The organism is Streptomyces sp. NPDC002520 (assembly GCF_053595235.1).
The window spans coordinates 24236-45979 of the sequence record NZ_JBSFXG010000046.1; the positions used below are offsets into that span (position 1 = coordinate 24236).

Genomic DNA, 21744 nt, shown 5'->3' on the forward strand with positions numbered 1-21744 from the left:
TCGTGCCTGCCGCCGGTTCACCCGGCGGCCAAGTGATCGGCCAGGCCCTCTTTGACCCCGCGGACGAAAGCGGCGATCTCCTCCGGCGAGTAGATCAGCGCCGGCCCGGCCGGGTCGGTCGACTGCCGTACGGCCACGCGGCCGTCGGCGAGTTGTTTCGTCTCGACGCACTGGCCGCCGTTCGGCCCGCTCCAGGGGCGCTCCCAGCCCTGTTCCCCGAGATCACGGGCCGGCATCCCGTTGTAGACGCCTTCGTCGATGATCGTCATGAGTACTCCTTGCGCATGCGGTTCAAGAGCGCTCTGCTGTCCTCGGACGACGTGAGCAGCGCCATACGGGAATGCGCCTCGAGATGGGCGACGACGTCCGCGCGCTGGTCCAGGTAGACGGAGGCGGACAGGAGTTCGCTGTAGACGACGTCGGGCAGCTCGGGTTCCTCGAACCGGAAATACGTGAACGGGGCGCACGCCCCGACATGCGCACCCGCGGAGAAGGGCACGATGTCGAGGCTGACGTGCGCGAGCTCGGAGACGTCCAGGAGCCGCTCGATCTGCTCCCGCATCACGTCGGGGCTGCCCACCGCCCGGTGCAGGACGGCTTCTTCCATGACCACCCACAACGTGGGGGCGTCCTCCCGCTCCAACAGGCTCTGGCGGCGCAGCCGCAGCTCCACGCGGCGCGCGAGCTCCTCCTCGCTGCCGTGCGGCAACCCGCCGCGCAGTACGGCGCGCGCGTAGTCGGGAGTCTGCAGGAGGCCGGTGACGTACTGGGGTTCATAGGTGCGCAGGGTCTTGGCGCCGGTCTCCAGGCTGACGTAGGCGGTGAACCAGCTGGGGACGGCGTCGCGGTAGGAGTGCCACCAGCCGGGCTCGTTGGCCTGCTCGGCCAGATCGACGAACTCGTCGATCTCCTGGCGGTCCGCTCCGTAGGTCTCCAGGAGCTTCTCCACGTAGAGAGGCTTCAGTGCGACCTCGGCCTTTTCCAGCCGGCGGATCGTCAAGGTCTTCACGCGCAGTGCTTTTGCCGCGTCCTCCAGCGAGGCACCGGCGCCGAGCCGCATGTCCTGCAGCCGGCGGCCGAGGATCATGCGCAGGACTGTCGGCGCGCTGGTGCCGGAACGGGCCTCACTCACGCCCAACCTCCTGAGGGATCATCAACATCGCCATTCTGGCAGTGACTTGATGGCGACGCCAGGGTGATACCCGCTCTGCTGAAATTATCAGGGAGTCGGTTGCAGCGTGAGCACGATCACGCGCATAGTTGACTTGTGAGCGGTCGAGTCACAGCTCTGACGCAGCATCCGGCCCGGACGGGACGCGTGGTGCTGATGCCGTCGTCGGCACCCCCACCCCAGGGCGCCCGCGCCGGCATACGCCTCTCACCGCTCGAGCCGCAGCCCGCACCCCCACACCGCGCCCGTCCCCCGAGGGCACTGGAAGGCAACATCCGTGACTCTGCCCACGCCCTCAGCCCCTGTCTCGACCCCTGCGTTAGTCACGACCGTGCCTCGTCGGGAGTACTGGTTCGGCCTGCCCGCTCTGCGCACCAGCGCGAGATCCGCCCGCGACACCGTGCGCGACCGGCTCCGTGCCTGGAAGGTGCCCGGCGGCACATGCTGCGACGCGGTGCTGCTGGTCTCCGAGCTGACCACGAACGCTGTACTCCACACCGACAGCGATCACGTCCTGTGTGGCCTCACACTGACCGGCGACGAGCGGCGCCTGCGTATCGAACTCCACGACGACGGCCGCACCCCGGTCCGCCCGCCCGAGCACCGCGTCGGCCCCGACGAGGAGGGCGGGCGGGGCCTGTTCCTCGTCGAGCAACTCGCCGACCGCTGGGGCTCCGCATGCTCGACGCGGGCCGAAGGAAATGTCGTCTGGGCGGAGTTGACGGCCTACCCCTGATGCCATGGGCACCGGTCGGCGCCGCATGTGGCGCCCGCCCGGCAGCGACAGCCCGGATGCAGCGTGGCCACGCCCGGCCGGCTGCGCACGGGACCAGTTGCCCCGTCCAACGGCAGAGACGCAGTCAGCACCGCACGGCCCGCTACGTTCCCTTCGCGCGGCGAGGAATCCCTTCTCCTCGATCCACCTACAGAAGGCGCCCATGACCGCCCACGGCGAAACCGCCTCTCCCGTCGTGCTGTACGTATGCGCCGACCGAGCCCCGGGCGCGCCCGGGGCAGCCACGCAGTGCGCGCAGACAGAAGGCCACGCGTTCGCTCAGGAGCGCGGACTGACGATCGCCGAGGTCGTCACCGACACGTACGGTGAGCCCGACCCGGCTCAGCGCAGGGGGTGGCGGCGTGTGAGACAGCTGGTACAGACAGGCCACGTCGCCGCGGTACTCGTCCGCTGGCCCAGCGCCATCGCCCCGGAGTCCGCGCATGAACTCCGGCACCGCGAGACCGCCTGGCTCCACGACCACGGCGTGCCCGTCCGGTACACCTGGGCGCCCTTGTCATCGAGGAGCGGCGAGGCCCCGTGATCCCGCCGGCTGCCAGACAGCCGAGCCAGACCCGTATTTCGCGGGTCCAGCAGGAACGTGGCTGGGGCGGTGAGTGCAAGTTTCACCAGCACCCGGTACTGGTGGAACAGCCTCCCTACGCGCGCTCGAAGAACTCGGCCGCGCGGCGCGCACTGTCTTCACCTGCGACTACCTCGCCGGCCACGGCCTACGCCGGGAGATCCACGGCGGGCTCCAAGACGTCGAGAACTGGACCAGTGCGAACACCGCGCTCCACTACGGCCAGGACGGCGCACTGACCGGCCCGGACCGGTCGTCGACCCGGAGCCTCGGACAGAATCTTCAAGTCGAGAGATGGTCATACGGACGCGAACAGGTCGGTTGCGGAGTGCGTGCCTGTTGGGTGCCGCGTGGGGTCACCGCCGGTCACTGATTGGCTGGAGCGTCCTTCAGCCTGGTGCCGCCCTGCATGGCGACGACGTTTGTGGCGTCCACGGCGGGGCGGAGTGTGCGGGCGAGAGTAGCGGCGTCGCCGGTGGTGCAGAAGTGGGTGAGATGAAGATGAGGCAGGGCTCGTCGCGGAGTCCATGACATGCCCTCAGTCAGCCGGCACACGGACAATTTGACAATGCCTCTCATCCCCCTTGGATCACTTCACTCTCCGAAGCCACGAATGTGAGACAGGCTCATTCGCGGGACAGTCCCTCCGCCGAAAGGATGTGAAAGCTGCTGGGCTGGGCAAGCGGGGCGCGATCTCGGGTATTCCTTGGCAGCGTGCCGAGATCCGACGACCGCACGCCCGACTTAGCTGCTCAATACAACTGGTTTGCCGGGAGTGGGTACGGGACTCAGGCCGCATGCGGAGCCGCAGAGCGCCGGACTCGCCCCGGAGGCCGACGCGGGAGGTAACACATGTGCGGGATCACCGGCTGGGTGTCCTTCGATCGTGATCTGCGAACCGAGGACGCGGCCCTGGACGCGATGACCGAGACGATGTCGTGCCGGGGCCCCGACGACCGAGGCACCTGGGTCGAGGGCCCCGCCGCCCTCGGCCACCGCAGGCTCGCGATCATCGACCTTCCCGGCGGGCGGCAGCCCATGAGCGTGACGACCCCCGAAGGCACCGTGGTGCTCGTCTATTCGGGCGAGACCTACAACTTCACCGAGCTGCGCCGCGAGCTGACCGACCGCGGCCACCGCTTCACCACCGACTCCGACACCGAGGTGGTCCTGCACGCCTACCTCGAATGGGGGGACGCGCTCGCCGAGCGGCTCAACGGCATGTACGCCTTCGCGGTGTGGGACGGCCGCCGCAACCAGCTCGTGATGGTCCGCGACCGCCTGGGCGTCAAGCCGCTCTACTACTACCCGACCTCCGACGGTGTGCTGTTCGGTTCCGAACCGAAGGCGATCCTCGCCAACCCGCTCGCCCCCGCCCGGGTCCGTCTCGACGGACTGCGGGAGATGTTCGCCATGGTCAAGACCCCCGGACACGCCATCTGGGACGGCATGCGCGAACTGGAGCCCGGCACCGTCCTCACCGTGGACCGGCAGGGCATGCACCGGCGCGTCTACTGGCAGCTGGAGAGCCGTCCCCACACCGACGACCGCGCCACCACCATCGCCAACGTGCGCTCGCTGCTGAACGACATCGTCCGCCGCCAGCTCGTCGCCGACGTCCCGCGCTGCACCCTGCTGTCAGGAGGTCTTGACTCCTCCGCGATGACCGCCATCGCCGCACGCCAACTCGCCGAGCAGGGCGAGAAGGTACGCAGCTTCGCCGTGGACTTCGTCGGCCACGCCGACAACTTCGTCGCCGACGAGCTGCGCGCCACCCCCGACGCCCCGTTCGTGCACGACGTCGCCCTCGCCTCGGGCACCGAGCACCAGGACATCGTTCTCAGCACGCAGACGTTGGCCGACCTCGACGTACGGGCGGCGACGATCCGGGCGCGCGACCTGCCCATGGGCATCGGCGATCTGGACTCCTCGCTCTACCTGCTCTTCCGGGCGATCCGCGAGCACTCCACTGTCGCGCTGTCCGGCGAGTCGGCCGACGAGGTCTTCGGCGGCTACCTCCAGTTCTTCGACGAGGAGGCCAGGCGCGCCGGCACCTTCCCGTGGAAGGCCCAGTCCGAGCGGTTCGGCAGCGACTTCGGCATCCTGAGCCCCGCGCTCACCAACGCCCTGGATCTGAAGACGTACGTCGCCGACAGTTACGGCACCGCCATCGCGGACATCCGCCGTCTCGACGGGGAGAGCGACTTCGAGTACCGGATGCGGAAGATCTGCTATCTGCACCTGACCCGGTTCGTGCAGCTGCTGCTGGACCGCAAGGACCGTATGAGCATGGCGGTCGGCCTTGAGGTGCGGGTGCCGTTCTGCGACCACCGGCTCGTCGAGTACGTGTACAACGCTCCCTGGTCGCTGAAGTCGTTCGACGGCCGGGAGAAGAGCCTCCTCAGGGAGGCGACCGCCGATGTGATCCCGCGGTCCGTGTACGACAGGGCCAAGAGCCCCTACCCGTCGACGCAGGACCCGCAGTACGCCGTCGCCATCCAGAACCACGTCAAGGACATCCTCGCCCGTCCCTCCCACCCGGTGTTCGACCTGCTCGACCGGGACCGGGTGCACCAGGACGCGCACCGGGACTCCCCGCAGTTCACGCTGGCGTCCAGGCGCGGCCTTGAGCGCACCGTGAACATGGCGCTGTGGCTGGACATGTACAAGCCCGAGGTGTCACTGACCTGACGCCGGGCACGCCGCGGGCCGGAGCCGACCGGCGGGACCGGCCCGGCCCGCGCGAGCCGCCGGGCGCCAGCTCGGCGGACACGCATACCCTCTGCCCCATGCGGAACATCCTGCCTTGATCGGCCAACCCACCTCTGATCAGGCCGAACACTACAGAACGGATCCACCCGAAAGGCCCACGGACGCTGACGCCGCCGCGCCGCGCTCTCCTACTGGACGCCGCGGCGATGCGCATTCTGTCGCTGCCGCCGAAACCGAGCGGGATCGAAAGTGCCGCTTGGAAGGACTTCGAGCATAGTGGCGGTATGGGCATATGGGACAAGCGAGACGACATGATCGTGCACCAGAGAGAGCCCTACAACGCTGAACCACCGCCTGGCGCGCTCGTGGACCCGGTCACCCCTCTGGACACGTTCTATGGCCGCAACCATGCCCCGATACCCCGCCTGGACGGGGCGAGCTGGCGGCTACGGGTGGACGGCACGGTCGACCGCCCGCTGGAACTGTCACTGGACGAACTGCGGCGCCGCTTCCCCGAACGGAAAGTGCTCGCAACTTTGCAGTGCGCGGGCAACCGCCGCGCCGACCTCGTGGAGTTCCGCGACATACCCGGCCAGGTCCCCTGGGGCCCCGGAGCCATCTCCACGGCATGGTGGACCGGTGTGAGCCTGGCGGACGTACTGACCGAGGCAGGGCTGCAGGCAGAAGCGGCCCACATCGCCTTCACCGGTGCCGACGTGTCACAGGACGCCGACCCGCCACAGCCCTTCGGCGCCTCCATACCAGCGGCGAAAGCTACCTCCAGTGAGGTGCTCCTGGCCTGGGCGATGAACGATCAGGCACTTCCCGTCGCGCACGGCGCCCCGCTGCGCGTCGTCGTCCCCGGCTACATAGGCGCCCGCAGCGTCAAATGGCTCCAGCACATCACCGCACAGACCGAACCGTCCGACAACTACTTCCAGTGGGAATACAGCCTCCTGCCTCCCGAGGCCGACCCCCACAAGGCAGGACCAGGTGACGGCATCACACTCGGGCCGGTCGTCATTCACATCGCCATCCTGCGGCCAGGCAAAGACGCCCAGCTGCCGCCCGGACCTACCGAGGTAAGCGGCGTGGCCTTTGCCGGCGACGACCGCACGGTGACACGCGTGGACGTGTCCGCCGACGGCGGCACCACGTGGGTCCACGCCGATCTGCACGCACCGGACAACCCGTGGACGTGGCAGCACTGGCGCGCCACGCTCACCCTCCCCGCAGGGGGGACGGAACTCCTCGCCCGCGCCTGGGACTCCACCGCAGCCGTACAGCCTGAGTCCCCAGCGACGGTCTGGAACCCCAGGGGCTACGCCAACAACACCTGGGCCCGCCTCCACGTCACCTGCGACCGCTGAAACCTGGGCGGCCAGGCCGCAAGTCCCGACGGCAGGCCGGCGAACCCGCGGATATGAACGCGCCCGCCGCATCCGCGGATTGCGCGATCCCGTCGCCCCTGACTTCTTCCCGTCCTTCTCCGGCTTCCACCGCCGGCTCTGTGCCATGCCAGAGCCATGGCCACCTGGGCGTCACGCAGAGCGGAACCGTTTTCTGAGCGGCCCCCCGCGGCATTTCTTCAGTATTGGTGAGGCTGCGGCGTCTCAACGGTCGGCGTTCGTCCGGTCCTTCGGCCGCGCGTCAGTTTGAGATGCGGGCTTCAATGCCGTCGAGGAGAAAGTCGAGACCGATCCGGAAAGTGTGGTCGGCGTCCAGGTGGGCGGCATCGCGCACCACCGTGGCCAGCGCGGGGAATCGGCCGGTGGCGAAGGTCCGCTCCAGATAGGGCCCGAGTGAGGCCTGCCAACGCTTCTCGTCCATCCCGGTGGCCCGCTCGGCACGCCGCTCGGCGACCTCCCGGCGCACCGCGCCGATCGCGTACGCGTTGACCGCGGCGACCACCGGCATGATGGCGTCCACGTCGACGCCGCTCAGTGCGGCCACCACGGTCTCTCCAGTGGCCAGCGCGTGCGGGCCGAGCTGGGGTCGGCCACCCAGTAGCTCGGCGAGCCATTCGTGCTCGTGAGCGGCGTGCCGAGTGGCTTCGGCCAGAGACCGGAGCATCTCCCGCCAGCCGTCTCCGACCGGCCGGATCTCGGCGTGGACGGCGTCGACCATGAGGTCGAGCAACTCCTCCTTGCTGGCGATGTAGCCGTAAAGCCGCATCGGACGGACGTCCAGCGCGGTGGCGACCTTGCGCAGCGACACCGCGTCCAGGCCGTCCGCATCGGCCAGCTGGATCGCCGTTCGCACGATTCGTTCCCGGCTCAGCGGGGCCGGCACGGGTCGATTCGGTGGCTCCGGCCTCTCCCACACCAACATGCCGCTAACAATACATCGCATCGAGCGATACAATGTATCGAGACAGTACGGCGTATCGAAGGGGAAGCGGCCATGACCATTGCCATCGTCGGAGCCGGCCTCGGCGGCCTGGCTCTCGCCCGTGTGCTGCACGTGAACGGCATGGATTCCGTCGTGCATGAACGTGAATCGTCACGCGGTGCGCGCGGTCAGGGCGGCATGCTGGACATCCACTCCGGCCAGCGGGCGCTGCGCGAGGCCGGTCTGATCGACCAGTTCTACGCGATTGCCCGTGGTGAAGGCCAGGACATGCGGCTTCTCGACCCGGACGGCACCTTGCTGCTGCAGGAGGACACGCCCGAGGGTGCCCCGCTTGAGCGACCCGAGGTGGACCGTGCCGATCTGCGTAACCTGCTGCTGGACTCTCTCCCTGAACACACGGTGCGCTGGGGGCACGCGTTCGAATCCGCCGACAACGGCGTGCTGCACTTCGCTGACGGCAGCAGTGCGACGTATGACCTGCTGGTCGGCGCTGACGGCGCGAACTCCCGGGTCCGCGCACTGCTCACCGACGCTCGACCGGCGCACATCGGTCAAAACGTCGTCGAGATCTGCATTCCCGACATCGACGCCACCTACCCCGACCTCGCGGCGATGGTCGGACGCGGCAACTACTGGGTGCTCGGCAACGGACAATCCCTGGGGGCGCAGCGCAATGGCGACGGCTGCGTTCGCATCGGCCTCAGCTTCTACAACACTGCCGAGGACTGGTTCGCCACCAGCGGGATCCCGTTCGACGACCCAGCCGCCGCCCGGGCGCGGCTGATCGAGGAGTTCACCGGTTGGGACCCACGGTTCCACGCACTGATCGCAGCCTGCAACGACACGATCGTGCCACGGTCGATCACTGCTCTCCCGGTCGGCCTGACCTGGCCGTCGACGCCAGGCGTCACGCTGCTTGGCGATGCCGCACACCTGATGCCGCCGGTGGGGGAGGGGGCCAACATGGCGCTGCTCGACGGCGCCCTGCTCGGCCTCGCGCTGGCCGCGCACCCGGACGACTTTCCCGCCGCCGTCAAAGAATACGAACGCGAGATGTTCGAACGCACCAGCGCGGCCGCCCGGATGTCCGCGGACATGCAGGAGTTGATGACGTCGCCGGACGCTGGCCAGAAAATGCTCGCATTCTTCCAACCTGGCTGAAGTTGACGTGCTCCCTGGCCTGAAGTCCAGGAATTCCGGCCTGGGTCGTCCGACCCTTCCGGGGGCTTCCTGCTTCAACGCGCTGTGCCGGGACTTTCGTCCCGGTCTTACCGGCGCTCCACCGCCAGCTGGTTGGCCAGCTGTTCCTCGAGTTCACCCAGTTCCGCACGGCGTGCGGTGATTTGTTCCAGAAGTTCTGGATTCAGCATGCGTCGGGCCGTAGAAGACCGTCCGGCCGCCACGGGACGGAACCAGCGAACCGACTGGGGCCGTTACCCAAACGCTCACCGCACTGAGCGCTCCAATGCACCCCGATGATCGGAAACCCACTCATAGGCCGTCTGAACTTGCCTCACCGCCCCTGCGTCACGGAGTCGGGCCATGGCGACGTCACCCGCGTCAGCCCGGGTCTGGATGCCCCGCCAGCACCGGTCCTGCCACCACAGGATCGTGGGTACGAGACGCTGCCGGTCGGACAACTCATAGCTGTCAACGATCAGCCTCATGCGTCGGGCTGCCTCCTCGACATCGGTGACCGAAGGGCCCAGATCGAGGTACTGCCAGCAGACTTGAGCGATGTCGTGGATCCGTGCGCCTGGCGCAGCAAGGTCCCAGTCGATGAATGCAGTCGGCCGAAGCTCGCCACCGTACAGCTGATAGACCGTGTTCTTGGGCGACAGGTCGTTGTGACACACGACCTCTTGGTCTCCGGCCAGCGGGGTGCCAGCCATCAGGTCGTGGAACTCACGCACGAGCCGGGCGACCGTCACCAGACTCTCGTCCGATGACACAGCAGCAGGTTGTCGTGGCTCCCACGCCACATAGCCGTCGAGGTAACTGAGGACTTCGCGGCCCTCGTCGTCCACACCGAGATACCGCGGAGCACCACTCCAGCCACTGGCTTCAAGCAGCCTCAGCAGATCAGCCACGAACTTCGTGCGAGCCGAGGCCGGACGGCGCACAGTGTCCCCGACACGAACGACCGCATTGACGAAACCTCCGGGCAAAAACGACTCAGTCATCCGTTCACCCTGCCTGATCACTGCCTCTAAACGCCCAATAACTCGTCTCGGCGCTTGATCCCCGCTGAGGCAACTCCGCCAGATGATCTACTCCGCAGACAGCCGCCGACTGCCAGCGCGAGCACCTCGAGAACCGGTCACACCAGCCCTTTGACCTTCGACTTCAAGTTGGCGGAGGCTCAGTCGGCTGCGCACCCCCGCAGCGCGTGGCCGGACACGCATGGTCGGCCCGGCCATGACCCCGACCACGGCAGCCAGTGCCTGACCTCATTGGTTCGCAGGGCCGATGGTCGGAACCCGATGGAGGATTACTTCGGTTCGGTCCGCTGCCGCAGTTCACGATCGCCAACTCCCCTCACCACAACCACACCGGACAGACCCGGGCCCTCCACGCGTGTCTCCGCTGGCGCAGCCGGAATGCCGACATCCCGATGTGCTGGCCGCCCAACGCAGGGAGCGGGCCTGGCTTTCCGGACCATTGACAAGACCGAAGAGCATGGTCACCAGGTCGTGTACGCCTTTCGATGTAGCGCGTGGCGGTCGCGCAGTGCGGTTCTTGGCAGTGAGGGTCGGCGGCTGCTTGCGCGCGCCGGGTGGCGTTGGCGCGGGCCATGCCGGTCAGTGAGGATTCGCCGTCTTCGACATTCAGCGCCCGAATGAGCGCTCACTGCCGGTCGAGCGACTCCAGCGCGTCGCGCAGCGCGGCGCGCGAGGTGATGCCGAGCTTCGGGAAGAGCTGGTAGAGGTGCGAGGAGACGGTCCGCGGGGAAAGGAAGAGTTTCTCCCCGATCTGCTTGTTGGTCAGCCCCGCCGCGGCCAGGCCGGCGATCTCCCGCTGCTGGGGGGTCAGCTCGGGGCCATCGGATCCAATGCTCTGGCCTCGTGCCCGGCCGCCGCAGGCGCGTAGTTCCTTCGCGGCTCGATCTGCCCAGGGCACGGCGCCGAGTTGGGTGAACATCCCCCGGGCGGTCTCCAGGTGCTCTCGTGCCAGGGCCGGGGCGCGGTGGCGTCGCAGTCGTTCACCGTAGTAGAGGTGGATGCGTGCCCGTTCGAAAGGCCAACGTTCGGATCCCTCGAGTGACAGGGCGGTGCCGAAGCGCAGTTCGGCGTCTTCGTCGCTTCCGGCGGCCAGAGCGGCGGCGCCGAGGAGGACGAACTCCAGTCGCGGGGAAGCGTCGTGCAGACCGGCGTCGCGGGCGGCGGCGATGTGGTGCAGAGCTTCGTCGCGTCGTCCGGAACGCACTGCCGCTTCCACCGTGTCCAGGAAGACCCATAGCGCGTTGCGGACGAAGGGTGGCAGCGAGCCGGCCGGTGCGATGGTCGACACGTGCCGGTACGCCGCCTCGAAGTCGCCTGCGCTGAGTGCGGCCAGCGTACGGACATGGGCGGCGTAGAACCGGACGGTGCGCGCGCGTCGCGACCAGGCCCACTGCTCCATCTGGTCGGCGAGCCGCCATGCGGCCGTGAAGTCGCCGCTGACGGCGGTCACGCTGGCAAGAAGGTACTTCGCGGGCCAGGCACGCAGCGAGTAGTGGTGGTCCTCGGACAGGTCCAGCGCGTCGCGGGCTACGGCGCGCAGCTCGTCCCAGCGTCCCGCGAACCACGCCTGGTGACAGAAGAGGACCAGGGCCTGGATGGCTGGGAAGACATTGTCTCCGGCGCGTTCGCCGTAGCCGATGCGCCACAGCGGCCCCTCCAGAGGGCCGAGGCGGTCCACGCACGAGGCGGCGATGCCGACCCGCACGACCTGCAACGGGTCCGCGGTGCCGAGTGCCACGTCGACGGCGGCGTCCAGACGGGCCCAGTCGGCGGGCCGGGCGCGGGCGGGGTCGCCGAAGGTGGCCCGGGCCACCTCCAGGATCTCCGGGGCGCCGGTGAACTGCGCCAGGGCTTCGTCGAACGCCGCCCACAGCTCGGCTCGACCGCCGTAGAAGCACACCATCAGGAGGGTGAACAGCGCTTCCAGCAGCGTGGCGTCGGCAGGGTCGTACGGCTTGCGCTGCGCGGTTATCGCGCCGCTGAGCACGCGGTGAGCGGTGTCGATGTCGCCGTAGCTGTTCAACAGGTAGACCGCGGTGGCGACGGCGGCGGGCAGCGAATCCGCGTCGGGAAAGGCCTGACGCGCGGTGTCGAGCAGCCGCGGCACGTCGCGCAGATTCCCGGTGAGGGTGGCGCCCAGGAACGCGGCCTTCGTCAGGCGCCGGGCCTGCGCCGTCCCCTCCGGGCTGAGGTCCGCGGCCCGCACCAGGGCCGCCACGGCGCTGGGCCCGTCGCCGCGTGTGGCGCTCAGATCGGCGACCTCCTCCAGGAGTGCGGCGACCCGCTCGTCAGGGCCGTCGGCACCCTGGGCGAGATGCCACGCGCGCTGTTCGGGCACGCCGACCCACGCTTCCGCGAGTGCACGGTGCACGCCGCGGCGCTGCTCGGCGGTGGACAGCTCCACCACCGCTGAGCGCATGAGCGAGTGCCGGAACTCCAGGCGCCCAGTGGGCTCGTCGATGCGGACGAGCCCGCCCCGCTCGGCCGGTGCCCAGTGCTTCATGCCGCACCTGGCCGCCGCGGCCCGGCGGACGACCTGCATGTTGCCGCTGCCTTCCAACGCCGCGACGAGCAACAGGTACCGGGTTGCCGCAGGGAGGTGCTGGATCCGGGAGGCGAAGGCGGACTGCAGGCGCTGGGTCAACGGCAGCCGTCGCGGCATGGCCTGCGACGCAGACTGCTGGAGGCCGGTCAGGGTGGTCGGCAGTTCCAGCAACGCCAGCGGGTTGCCCTCGGCGTCGGCCATCAGGCGGCGCCGGACCCGCGGCGCCAGCATCGGGAAGCGACAGGTGAGCAGCGCCTCCGACGCGGCTTCGCTGAGCGGACCGACCTCGTGGAGCGGCAGTCCGCCGTAGTCGAAGAAGCTCTCCTCCCCGGTGCGGGCCGCGACCAGCATGCCCGTTCCAGTGCCGAGGAGCCGCCGGGCCACCTGGGCCAGGACGTCCGCGCTGGCCCGGTCCAGCCACTGCGCGTCGTCGAGGACCAGGAGCGTGGCTGGACGTCCGCGACGGTCTGTAAGGAGGGACACCACGGCGTCGGCGACCGCCTCGTGACCGAAATTGCCGTCGAGGCCTGGGCCGGCTGCCGCGCTGGCGGCGAGTGCCGTGCCAGGGGCGAGGCCGAGAGCGGCGGCAAGGGCTGGGGTTTGTGCGGCGTCGGCCCGGATCTGTGGCGACGCCGTCAGCAACTGCCGCAGCGCGCCGTAGCCGGCCTCAGCTCGGTACTGCACCCCCGCCGTCCGAAGCACACGCACCCCCACAGCCTCCGCGCCGTGGGCGACCTGCGTCAGCAGGGCGGTCTTGCCGACTCCAGGGTCTCCGACCACCACCAACGAGCCGCCCCCGCGGGGCACATCGGCCAGAAAGTCGGCGAGCAGTGCGAGGTCGTACTCACGGCCGATCAGTGATGCGTCCATTCTCCAAGTCAATCTTCAATGCGGCCAAGTCACAACGAATCGACAGGCTGGCAATTTCGCGCGAAGCCCTGACAACAACGAGGTCGATACCGGCCCGAGCCGACCTGACGAGGCGTGTGTCGACGGCCAACTGCTTGCCGCAGGCCCGCCCGTGGTCACCGTCGGCAGGCATCATCGGCCGGGCCCTGCGACGCGTGGCGTGCTCTTGGCCGACCTCACGGCAATGGCCACCCGGTTGCTGTACGACCTCGGTGCAGCCAGCGCCGCCACGCCGGGTTCCCTTGCACCCACAGCCGCCTCAGATCTATGACGCTGAAAGGCGGTTCGCACAATTTCCGGACAAGTTCGATCACGCGCGAAACCGCAAGAACCGCGGCTCGCGCGGCGGCCGCCCGCCGAAGTTCGATCCGGTCGGCTACCGCGAGCGCCACGCTGTCGAGTGCGGCATCAACCGCCCCAAAAGGCACCGGGCCGCAGCCACGAGATACGGCAAACTCGCGGTCCGCATACCGCTCGTATCCGCTGCACGGGGGCAGTTGTGCCCGCCGGAAGACTATCCGTTGAAGGTGATGGGGCCCGAGAAGTCTCGTCCCTGTATGAGCCTGTCGACGCGGGCCTCTCCCGACACCGTGTTGTTGACACCGCCCTGATCCGTCTGGTCCACGAGGCCGTACTGCCGTGCCCAGCCTGCGAGTTCGGCGACGAGTGCAGGGTTATGCCGGCATTCCTCGATCACTGTCGCGGCGAATGCCCGAACCCCCTCGTCATCGTGAGCATCAGACGGCTCGTCACCGGCGTCCGTGTTCCGGTGCGTGGTGCGCCGCCACAAGGCGACGAGCGACGCCCAGGCCGTCCGTCCGGCCTCACCGCCCGCGGAGTTTGCCGCTGCCGTGCTGATCGCGGCTGCGATCGCGCTCGCCGAGACTGGATCCATGGCCTCTCCCTGTATCCGCTGACGCCTGCGCCGGGCTGCCAACGATAGCCCGCCGCGCCCGACGGGCGGCAACGCTCACGTATGCGGGTGTAGGACCGGGGCCGCCGACGACGCCGTGCTGACGCGGCGGCCCGGTGCCCGGAACGCGGAGGTGTCGCAGATGCGGCGCCGCTTGAAAGAGCCCCGGACAATTGCGCATCAGACCACACCTGCCTGGACGCGACCTGCCGGATCGCCGGTTTCTCCCACCGTCATCGTGTGACGTCGTCACAGCCGCCGGGCCTGCCGCGGCACATGCTCGGCCGGTGACGGGAGAGGTACGCTACTCGCGCGTCGCCCCGTACATTCGTGTGCCGCCGCCCCTCGCTTGCGTCCGTTTGGACAGTGCGAGGTCTGCGCCACGTCACGGGGCCCGAGCCGTCAGGGGGAAGGGCAGGTGCGTGAGGCGGGGCCGAGGCGCAAACAAGCGCGTGGACAACACCTTCAGCGGTGACGCGCACACCGTGATCCAGGCCGGGTCCATCGACCGAATCACCCTTTACGGGATACCGGTTCACCTGTCCCCGTTATCGGCGGGGGCAGCCGCGCTGCGGTGGATCGCCGTGGGCGTCCTGGTCGGCGGTGGCGTGGCCGTGACCATCACGGGCCTCTCCGGGCCACGCGGCAGCGGTACTGCGTGGCTGGTGATTGTGGGGCTGGCCGCCGTCGCGGCCGGGCACGCGCTGGGCTCGACGACCCGGCAGCGCCGACTGCTCTCGCACGGCCGTCACGACAACGTGCTGCAGAATCGGGTCAAGGCCGTCGTTGAGGGCCTGGCTCGTGAGCAGATGCGGCAGTGGCGGGAGGAGTTGGTGGTACGCCGTGTGCAGGGCAACCTGCTGCTGCCGGTGATGTGCCGGGCCGCGCAGCCCAGTCTGTTCGACCACTGGGCCAACATCCGCGGAGAGGGCGACGATGCCCCGCTGGATCTCGACGGGGACGTGGCTGATCTTGACGAGGTCCTCGCCCGTGTGCCGTCCCGTCGGCTGGTCGTCCTCGGTGCGCCAGGAGCGGGCAAGAGCGTTGCCGCGCTGCGACTGGCGCTGCGGCTGCTGGAACAGCGCGACGCGCGTGGCCGGCTGCCGGTGATCCTGCCCGTCGCGTCCTGGGACGCGCGGAGGTCGGGTCTGTGGCGGTGGGTGGCCGAGCGGCTCACCATCGAGCACCCTGAACTCGCGGTACCCACCGGTGCGGGTACCACGCTGGCAGACGAAGTGGCCCGGCCCGACCGGCTGCTGCTGGTGCTGGACGGATTTGACGAGATCCCCGCACCGCAGCGGGCCGCCGCGCTCACGGCGCTCAACGAAGGAGTCGACGAACAGACCCAGATGGTGCTGACCAGCCGTACAGAGGAGTACCGGCGGGCGGTGCAGGAGGCTGACGTGTTGCGTGCCGCGCCGGCCGTGGAACTGCGCCCACTGTCGGTTCGCGAGGTGGTCGAGTGCCTGCGCACCAGTACACGGCGTACGGCACGGGACGGTTCCGGCCTGTGGTCGCAGGTGATCGTGTCTCTGCAGGACGGAACCGGCGGGCATGCGGAGCGGCTGCGCGCCGTTCTGGCCTCACCGCTGATGCTGGGCCTGGCGCTGTCGGTGTACGCCGTGGCGGACGCGGACCCGGCCGAACTCCTCGACGCGGAAGCTCTTTCCACCCGAGCGCGTATCGAGACCCACCTCATGGGACGGCTCGTACCGGCCGCGTACACCCCGCCGCCGGATGTGGGGCCGCGGCCGCGCTGGCGCGCCAAGGATGCCGAGAGATGGCTTCGCGGCCTTGCGGGGAACGCTGTCCGTGACGGCGCGCCCGGTGGTGAACTCGCCTGGTGGCGGCTGTATCGGCGGCAGACGGCCGCAGCGACGGCCTGCGTCGTCGTGTTCGTCTATGCCGCGACGGTCGCACTCACCGCCGCGCTGCCCCTGCACGGTTCGGTGCGGTGGCTGGGGATCGACTGCCCGTTCTGGGCCGCGCTGGCGCTCGCGGGAGCCCTGCCGCTGGCAGTGGCTCTCACGGACGTCCACCTTGCGGCCCCCACACCGGTGCGGCTGAGCGTCAGGTCGCGTCTGCCCGGGATCGCGGCACGCACCGTGGCGGGCGCGGCCGGGGTCGCCATGGCCTGGTGGTCCAACGTACCGACCCCTCAGCGCCCCTACCCGACGGGCTTCCCGGTGCCCATCGCCGTTGTACTCGCGGTCTTCTTCGTGATCCGGGCGACACCGACGGCCGCCACCGACGTCACTGCGGGCACTCCGCGGGCGCTGCTGCGCGCTGACCGGGCCTCGGCCCTGACGGCCGCTGTCAATCTGGCGGTGTCCGGACCGCGCCGCTGGTGTCTGGAGGCGCTGGTTCTCCTGCCGGTCCCGCTCCTGGTCACGTGGCAGGACCACGCGGGGGCGGGACAGACCGGGCCGGCCGCGTGGGCGGCGGCCAACGGCGGCGCAGTCGTCCTCACCTTCGTCTACGGCCTCACCGCCTCGGCATGGGGCCGCTTCGCCATCGCGCGCGTGCTGCTGGCCTCGACCCGACGGCTGCCGTGGCGGATCCTGGCCTTCCTCGACGACGCCAGGAACCGCGGGGTGCTGCGCCTCTCCGGGGGCGCGTACCGCTTGCGCCACGCCCGGCTGCTCGACTACCTGGCCGGGCCCGGGGCGTCGCCAGGCCCGGCCACGTCCTGGTCCTTTGGACTTCCGGCTCGTTGGCCGGCGCCGCTGTTGGCCGGTGCGGTGCTGGCCGCGGGTGCCGTCAGTCTGGCCGGCACCGTCGGCCATCTGGCGCGCCCGCCAGGGCCCTATCTGCCGACTCCCGCCGCCTGCTCACTGCTGAATGAGCAGGCCCTGACCGGCGCGCTGGGCGCTACCCCGATCCGGGACCTCGACCCGCCCGTGGACGGTGGGATGTTCGACGAGCACGCCACGGGTAGGGGCAACACCTGGTGCAGCTGGCACGCGGACAACGGCTCAAGACTGGGGCTGGCCACGCAGACCGCGGCGTCCACCCCTGCTCTCAGTGCCCCAGATGTCGCGGCCCAGGACTTCGCATGGGCGGTGGACGACCCGGACGGCCACCCGGGCGTCGACCCCGGCGCCCGGCCCTGTGACTGGCGTCACGAGCAGGTCGGCCTGGTGCCGTCCGAGGCGAACGCCGCTCGCTGGGAGAGCCTCCTGCTGCTGTGCGGAAACGTACTTCTCGATGTCGAGTATCGCCCGGCCTCCACGGTCCGCCCGGCCGCCGGCACCTACGCGACGGCACAGCAGCTTCTCAAGATCGCGACAGCGAAGGCACTGCACCCAGTTGGCGGTTGAGGCCCGGCCGGGCCCCGCGTACGGGTGGCCACGCCCGGCTCCCGAAGGCAGGCGGGGGACCCGCCAACGATGAGTGGATATTCCGCTGCCGAGGACGAACTGCGGCGGCTGCTCCAACTCACCGCGGAACTGTTCTGGCTGTGTACACGAGAACGGGTGTCGATTGTCGATGACTCCGGGAGTCACCTCCCGCTCTCCCTTCATGATCAATGTCGATGAGTCCGGGATTCACGGTGCCCTTGTGACAGTTCCTGTCTGCGTTCCGGCCCGAGCATCATTGCGGACAGGATCTGACCTAAAGGCCTCCTATGGTTGCGCCATGACACAGACGCAGAGGATTCTTGTCACCGGCGCCACCGGGACTGTCGGCCGCCAGGTCGTCGCCGAACTGCTCGCCCGCGGCCATGCGGTCCGCGCCCTCACCCGGGATGTCGCCAGTGCCGGCCTCCCGGTCGGCGTCGAGGTCGTCCAGGGCGATCTGACCGAACCCGACACCCTGATTCCGGCCCTGGAGGGCGTCACCGGCCTCCATCTGATCACCTTCGGCGGGCCCTACTTCGCCCCGCTGGAGACCGGCCCGCGGATCCTGGAGCTGGCCCGCGTGGCCGGCGTACGCCGGGTCACCGTGCTGCATGGCGGCGGGCCGTCCCTGCTGGAGGACGCCGTGCGTGCCGATGACGAGGTGGACTGGACCGTGCTCATGCCGGTCGAGTTCATGGCCAACTGCCTGGAGTGGGCGGACGGGATCGTGACCTCGGACGAAGTACGCGAGCCGTTCGTATCCCGGCTGAGTGCCGTGGTTCACGAGGGTGACATCGGCGCCGTCGCCGCGGTCGCGCTCACCGAGGAGGGCCACGGGGGCCAGGAGTACGTGATCACCGGCCCCGAGCTGCTGACCGTCGAGGACAAGGTGGCTACGATCGCTGCCGCCCGCGACCGGGAGATCGCCCTGGTCGAGCTCAGCGAGGAGCAGGCCGTCGCGCGATGGCGAGCGGCGGGCCTCGCGGAGGACGTCATCGGCTTCCTGATCCAGGCGTACGGGAACACCCCGGAGGTGGGCCGTACGGTCGTCGACACCGTCGAGAAGGTCACCGGCCACCCGGCCCGCACATTCGCCCAGTGGGCCGAGGAACACGCGGACGCCTTCGCGGCAACAGCCCCTGCGGTCAGGGCATAGCCCCCCGCCTGGTAAGAGGGGCGGACGCGGAAGGGGCCGCATCACAGGTGACGACCACGTCCGCGTCCGGCCCCGCCCGACGAAGCCGGGTGACTCCCGATCTCGCGAACATCGGTTGTTCGCGCGAGCGTGAGACTCCCGCTCCCCGGGCGGGGCTGGCTGTTCGTCGTCGGAGAACACGGCCGCGACACCGGCCGCGCCGCAGGGTGAACCAGGGCAGTGGGGCTGATCCTTTGGAGTGGACACCCTGACAATGGATCTTCATGGTCCCGGGAGGGATGTCCAGGTGGGACGCAAGTCTCCGTATCCGGAGAAGTTCAGGACAGATGTCGCTTGCGCTCGGCACTGGGATTGCGACCCCCTGGCGTGTTCGCCTCAGGGCTGGACGATCACATCGATCCGTTCATGGCACGGCGCCCGGTCCGGTCCGGCAAGGGAGCGCAGCGCCCACAGACCCACCGCGTCGGCAACGGCCACGATCAGCACCGCCAGCACGAGCGTGACCAACCGCCGGCGCCGGTCCCGGCGCTGCCACTGCGAACGGGCCCGGGCATATGCGTCCGGGGACGGCACCACTGTCGAGGCCAGCGAGTTGAGGGTGTCGCGCAGCCGGGCCTCAGGGTCGTGCCCATTCATCGATGGCTCTCCATGGCACGCGACAGCGCATGCATGCCGCGGAAGATATGCGATTTGACCGCACCCGTACTGATGCCCATCGCCTCGGCTATCTCCCTCTCCTTCAGGTCCATCCAGTACCGCAGCACCAGCGCCTCCCGCTGCCGGGTGGGCAGGCTCTTCAGTGCGCCGACCACCTGCCGCTGGTCCTCGTGCAGCAGCGCGGTCGACTCGGCGGAGGCGACGTGGGACAGCTCCACATCCGCATGGCGCCGCGAGACCTGAAGGCGCCGTATGCGTATCCGCACGAGATTGCACACCACGGAACGAAGGTACGCGGGCGCCGCCTCCGGTGCACGAAGTCGGTACCAGCGGCTGTGCAGTACACAGAACGCCTCCGCGACGACGTCCTCGGCGTCCTGCTCGGCACCCAAGAGTACGGCCAGGCGCACCAGTTGGGCGTGATGGCCATCGAACAGGCGGATCATCGCCGTCTCGCGTTCCACGTCGCGCAGGTCGACGCCGGGTTCGGTTCCGGCCGCAAGGGGCTGCGGCGCACCGGTGGCCCCTGGTCCGGGCGAGAAGCCGGCAGCGCTCTCGTCCGGGCCTCTGTCGACGCTCCCGGAAGTGCTGTCGACCGCCGCCGCAGGACGGCCCGCTCGGTGCCAGAACTTGTCAGTTCTTCTCATGCCCCCACCCCGCCCTTGCGTACGACGGAGGCCGAGTCCAGTGCCCCGGACAGTCCGCGTGGCACGCCCAGCCGATCCAGCAGCGGGCTCGTCAGCGCCACGATCGCGAGATTGACGGCAAGGCCGACCACCCCCGCGTAAACCTGGACTTCCACCGGCCCGAACGAAAGGCGCACCAGGGGGGAGAACCCTTCTTGCTGCACCAGCGCCGTGCCGATGACCGTGCCCAGCAGCCAGCCGGTGAGCAGCGCGATCCGGTGGGGTGTGCGGTGCAGCAGCCCGAGCACGATCGTCGGCAGAATCTGCAGCACCCACACCGTCCCGAGCAGGTGCAGATCGACGGTGGCCCGGTCGGGCAGCCCCAGCACGAACACGAGCGCCCCGACCTTCACGACGAGTGACATCAGCCGGGCCGTCCGGGTCACTTGAGCCGCTGTCGCCGTCGGGTTGACGTACTCCAGGTAGATGTTCCGTGCGAAGAGTGTCGCCGCGCCGATCGACATCACCGCCGCCGGGACGAGCGCCGCCACGACGATCGTGCCCAGCAGTAACCCGGCCGCCCACCCCGGCGCGAGGTCGAGGACGAACAGGGGGATCGCCAGTTCACTGCGACCAGGTGGGGGCTGGACTCCCGACGCAAGCGCCGCGATACCGAACAGTGCGAACAGTGCGAGGATCGCCGCCCAGCCGTGCAGGGTGACGGACGACCTGCGCAGTACGCCATCTGTGCGGGCGGAGAAGGCCACCAGCAGGACGTGCGGGAAGGCGAACAGGGCGAGTGCCGAGCCGACGGCGAGGGAAATGTACGCCGGTGCCAGCGAGGGATCCGGCACGAGCGTGGTGGCACCGTCGGTTGCCGCGAACGCGGCGTCGGCACGAGCGAAAAGGGCCGCCGGTGATCCGAGGCGGGTGAGGACGAGGAAACCGACGGTGAGCGCCGTGCCGACGACCAGCACCGCCTTGACAACCGATACGAGGGTCGGCGCCCGCAGCCCATGCCGACAGGTGGAGGTGGCGAGCACCGCGCACACGGCAGTGAGCGTCGCGTCGCCCACCAGTGCGTCCGGTTGGATGCCCAGCACACCGAGCACGGCCTGCAGGCCGAGCAGTTGCAGGGCGATGTACGGCATCGCCGCGAAGATTCCGGTGAGCGAGACGGCGAGTGCGAGCAACGGCGACCCGTATCGCACTCGCACGAAGTCCGCGACGGTGACGTGCCCGTGGGCCCGCGCCGTCGCTGCCAGGCGGGGCAGGAGAACGAAGGCGATCGCACAGATGATCACTGTGTAGGGAAGGGCGAAGAACCCGATGCCGCCGGATGCGAAGAGCGCAGCCGGTACGGCCGTGAACGTGTACGCGGTGTACACGGTGCCGCCGAGCAGGCACCAGATGAGACCGCCGCCATGTCGGCGGTCGGCAAGGGCCCAGCCCTCGAGGTCCGCCCTGACTCCGGTGGTGCCGCCCGAGGTGAAACGGCCACCTCCCAGCGCGATCGCCGAGGCGACGAGAACGACGACCGCACAAGTGATCACAGGGGCGAGGTTGTTCATGACTCCTCCACGCTTGATATGACCTGATGTCTGGTCGGCGGACCGGTGACCTCCAACCCGGAACGGCAGCGGGGAACGCCGTCGGGTGGAAACCGGCCTTGTCGCGGTAAACCCTCGCGGGCCCATACGCAACTACCTGACGCAGACCCCGTGCCGGGAGGCCGTCGTCAGGCCGGACAGTCATCAGTGCGGAGAGGAACTCGCCCTTGAT

17 protein-coding genes and 1 pseudogene are annotated in these 21744 nt (G+C 69.3%); 9 read left to right on the top strand and 9 right to left on the bottom strand.

Annotated elements, in window-relative coordinates; translation table 11 throughout:
* Positions 1–17: 17 nt before the first annotated feature.
* Complete coding sequence (locus ACWD5D_RS38975; RefSeq protein ID WP_451377544.1) at positions 18–269, bottom strand: DUF397 domain-containing protein; 252 nt, start codon at positions 267–269, stop codon at positions 18–20.
* Complete coding sequence (locus ACWD5D_RS38980; protein WP_451377545.1) at positions 266–1132, bottom strand: helix-turn-helix domain-containing protein; 867 nt, start codon at positions 1130–1132, stop codon at positions 266–268. Before ACWD5D_RS38980 ends, ACWD5D_RS38975 begins: the two co-directional genes overlap by 4 nt.
* A gap of 370 nt (positions 1133–1502) precedes the next feature.
* Between ACWD5D_RS38980 and ACWD5D_RS38985 the strand changes: the two genes are divergently transcribed.
* The 5 genes from ACWD5D_RS38985 to ACWD5D_RS39005 all read left to right on the top strand — a co-directional run bounded on the left by ACWD5D_RS38985 (position 1503) and on the right by ACWD5D_RS39005 (position 6611).
* Positions 1503–1907: an ATP-binding protein gene (locus ACWD5D_RS38985; protein ID WP_451377546.1), complete on the top strand. Its 405-nt coding sequence runs from the start codon at positions 1503–1505 to the stop codon at positions 1905–1907.
* A gap of 202 nt (positions 1908–2109) precedes the next feature.
* Positions 2110–2490, top strand: coding sequence for a hypothetical protein (locus ACWD5D_RS38990; RefSeq protein WP_451377547.1), 381 nt, complete (start codon positions 2110–2112; stop codon positions 2488–2490).
* A gap of 73 nt (positions 2491–2563) precedes the next feature.
* On the top strand, positions 2564–2902 hold the full coding sequence (locus ACWD5D_RS38995; RefSeq protein WP_451377548.1) for a Tn3 family transposase: 339 nt from the start codon (positions 2564–2566) through the stop codon (positions 2900–2902).
* A 479-nt stretch (positions 2903–3381) separates the two neighbouring features.
* Positions 3382–5220 carry an asparagine synthase (glutamine-hydrolyzing) gene (gene asnB, locus ACWD5D_RS39000; RefSeq protein WP_451377549.1) on the top strand — a complete coding sequence of 613 codons (1839 nt, stop codon included), beginning with the start codon at positions 3382–3384 and terminating at the stop codon, positions 5218–5220.
* 305 nt (positions 5221–5525) lie between these two features.
* Positions 5526–6611: a sulfite oxidase gene (locus ACWD5D_RS39005; protein WP_451377550.1), complete on the top strand. Its 1086-nt coding sequence runs from the start codon at positions 5526–5528 to the stop codon at positions 6609–6611.
* Positions 6612–6891: 280 nt separating this feature from the next.
* On the opposite strand, the gene ACWD5D_RS39010 is transcribed toward ACWD5D_RS39005, so the two are convergent.
* Complete coding sequence (locus ACWD5D_RS39010; protein ID WP_451377551.1) at positions 6892–7572, bottom strand: TetR/AcrR family transcriptional regulator; 681 nt, start codon at positions 7570–7572, stop codon at positions 6892–6894.
* 72 nt (positions 7573–7644) lie between these two features.
* Between ACWD5D_RS39010 and ACWD5D_RS39015 the strand changes: the two genes are divergently transcribed.
* The gene (locus tag ACWD5D_RS39015) at positions 7645–8754 is read left to right on the top strand and encodes an FAD-dependent oxidoreductase (protein WP_451377552.1); all 1110 of its coding nucleotides are present in this window, start codon (positions 7645–7647) and stop codon (positions 8752–8754) included.
* 284 nt (positions 8755–9038) lie between these two features.
* On the opposite strand, the gene ACWD5D_RS39020 is transcribed toward ACWD5D_RS39015, so the two are convergent.
* Entirely contained in the window at positions 9039–9776 is a 738-nt protein-coding gene (locus ACWD5D_RS39020; RefSeq protein WP_451377553.1) for a phosphotransferase, read from the bottom strand.
* A 314-nt stretch (positions 9777–10090) separates the two neighbouring features.
* Here ACWD5D_RS39020 and ACWD5D_RS39025 point away from each other — a divergent pair.
* A pseudogene (locus ACWD5D_RS39025) lies at positions 10091–10239 on the top strand (IS630 family transposase); the annotation flags it as partial.
* 201 nt (positions 10240–10440) lie between these two features.
* On the opposite strand, the gene ACWD5D_RS39030 reads toward ACWD5D_RS39025, so the two are convergent.
* Positions 10441–13230, bottom strand: coding sequence for a helix-turn-helix transcriptional regulator (locus tag ACWD5D_RS39030; protein ID WP_451377554.1), 2790 nt, complete (start codon positions 13228–13230; stop codon positions 10441–10443).
* Between the two features lie 553 nt (positions 13231–13783).
* Positions 13784–14164 carry a hypothetical protein gene (locus tag ACWD5D_RS39035; protein ID WP_451377555.1) on the bottom strand — a complete coding sequence of 127 codons (381 nt, stop codon included), beginning with the start codon at positions 14162–14164 and terminating at the stop codon, positions 13784–13786.
* Between the two features lie 470 nt (positions 14165–14634).
* On the opposite strand from ACWD5D_RS39035, the gene ACWD5D_RS39040 reads away from it, so the two are divergent.
* Together ACWD5D_RS39040 and ACWD5D_RS39045 are read left to right on the top strand one after the other, a co-directional pair.
* Positions 14635–17502, top strand: a complete 2868-nt coding sequence (locus tag ACWD5D_RS39040; protein WP_451377556.1) for an NACHT domain-containing protein — start codon at positions 14635–14637, stop codon at positions 17500–17502.
* 319 nt (positions 17503–17821) lie between these two features.
* Positions 17822–18679, top strand: coding sequence for an NmrA family NAD(P)-binding protein (locus ACWD5D_RS39045; RefSeq protein ID WP_451377557.1), 858 nt, complete (start codon positions 17822–17824; stop codon positions 18677–18679).
* A gap of 375 nt (positions 18680–19054) precedes the next feature.
* Here the strand turns inward: ACWD5D_RS39045 and ACWD5D_RS39050 are convergent, their stop codons facing one another.
* The 3 genes from ACWD5D_RS39050 to ACWD5D_RS39060 form a co-directional block, all read right to left on the bottom strand.
* Complete coding sequence (locus ACWD5D_RS39050; RefSeq protein ID WP_451377558.1) at positions 19055–19315, bottom strand: hypothetical protein; 261 nt, start codon at positions 19313–19315, stop codon at positions 19055–19057.
* The gene (locus ACWD5D_RS39055) at positions 19312–19800 is read right to left on the bottom strand and encodes an RNA polymerase sigma factor (RefSeq protein ID WP_451377559.1); all 489 of its coding nucleotides are present in this window, start codon (positions 19798–19800) and stop codon (positions 19312–19314) included. The genes ACWD5D_RS39050 and ACWD5D_RS39055 overlap by 4 nt, the downstream gene beginning before the upstream one ends.
* A 179-nt stretch (positions 19801–19979) precedes the next feature.
* Positions 19980–21533: a sodium:solute symporter family protein gene (locus ACWD5D_RS39060; protein ID WP_451377560.1), complete on the bottom strand. Its 1554-nt coding sequence runs from the start codon at positions 21531–21533 to the stop codon at positions 19980–19982.
* Between the last annotated feature and the right edge of the window lie 211 nt (positions 21534–21744).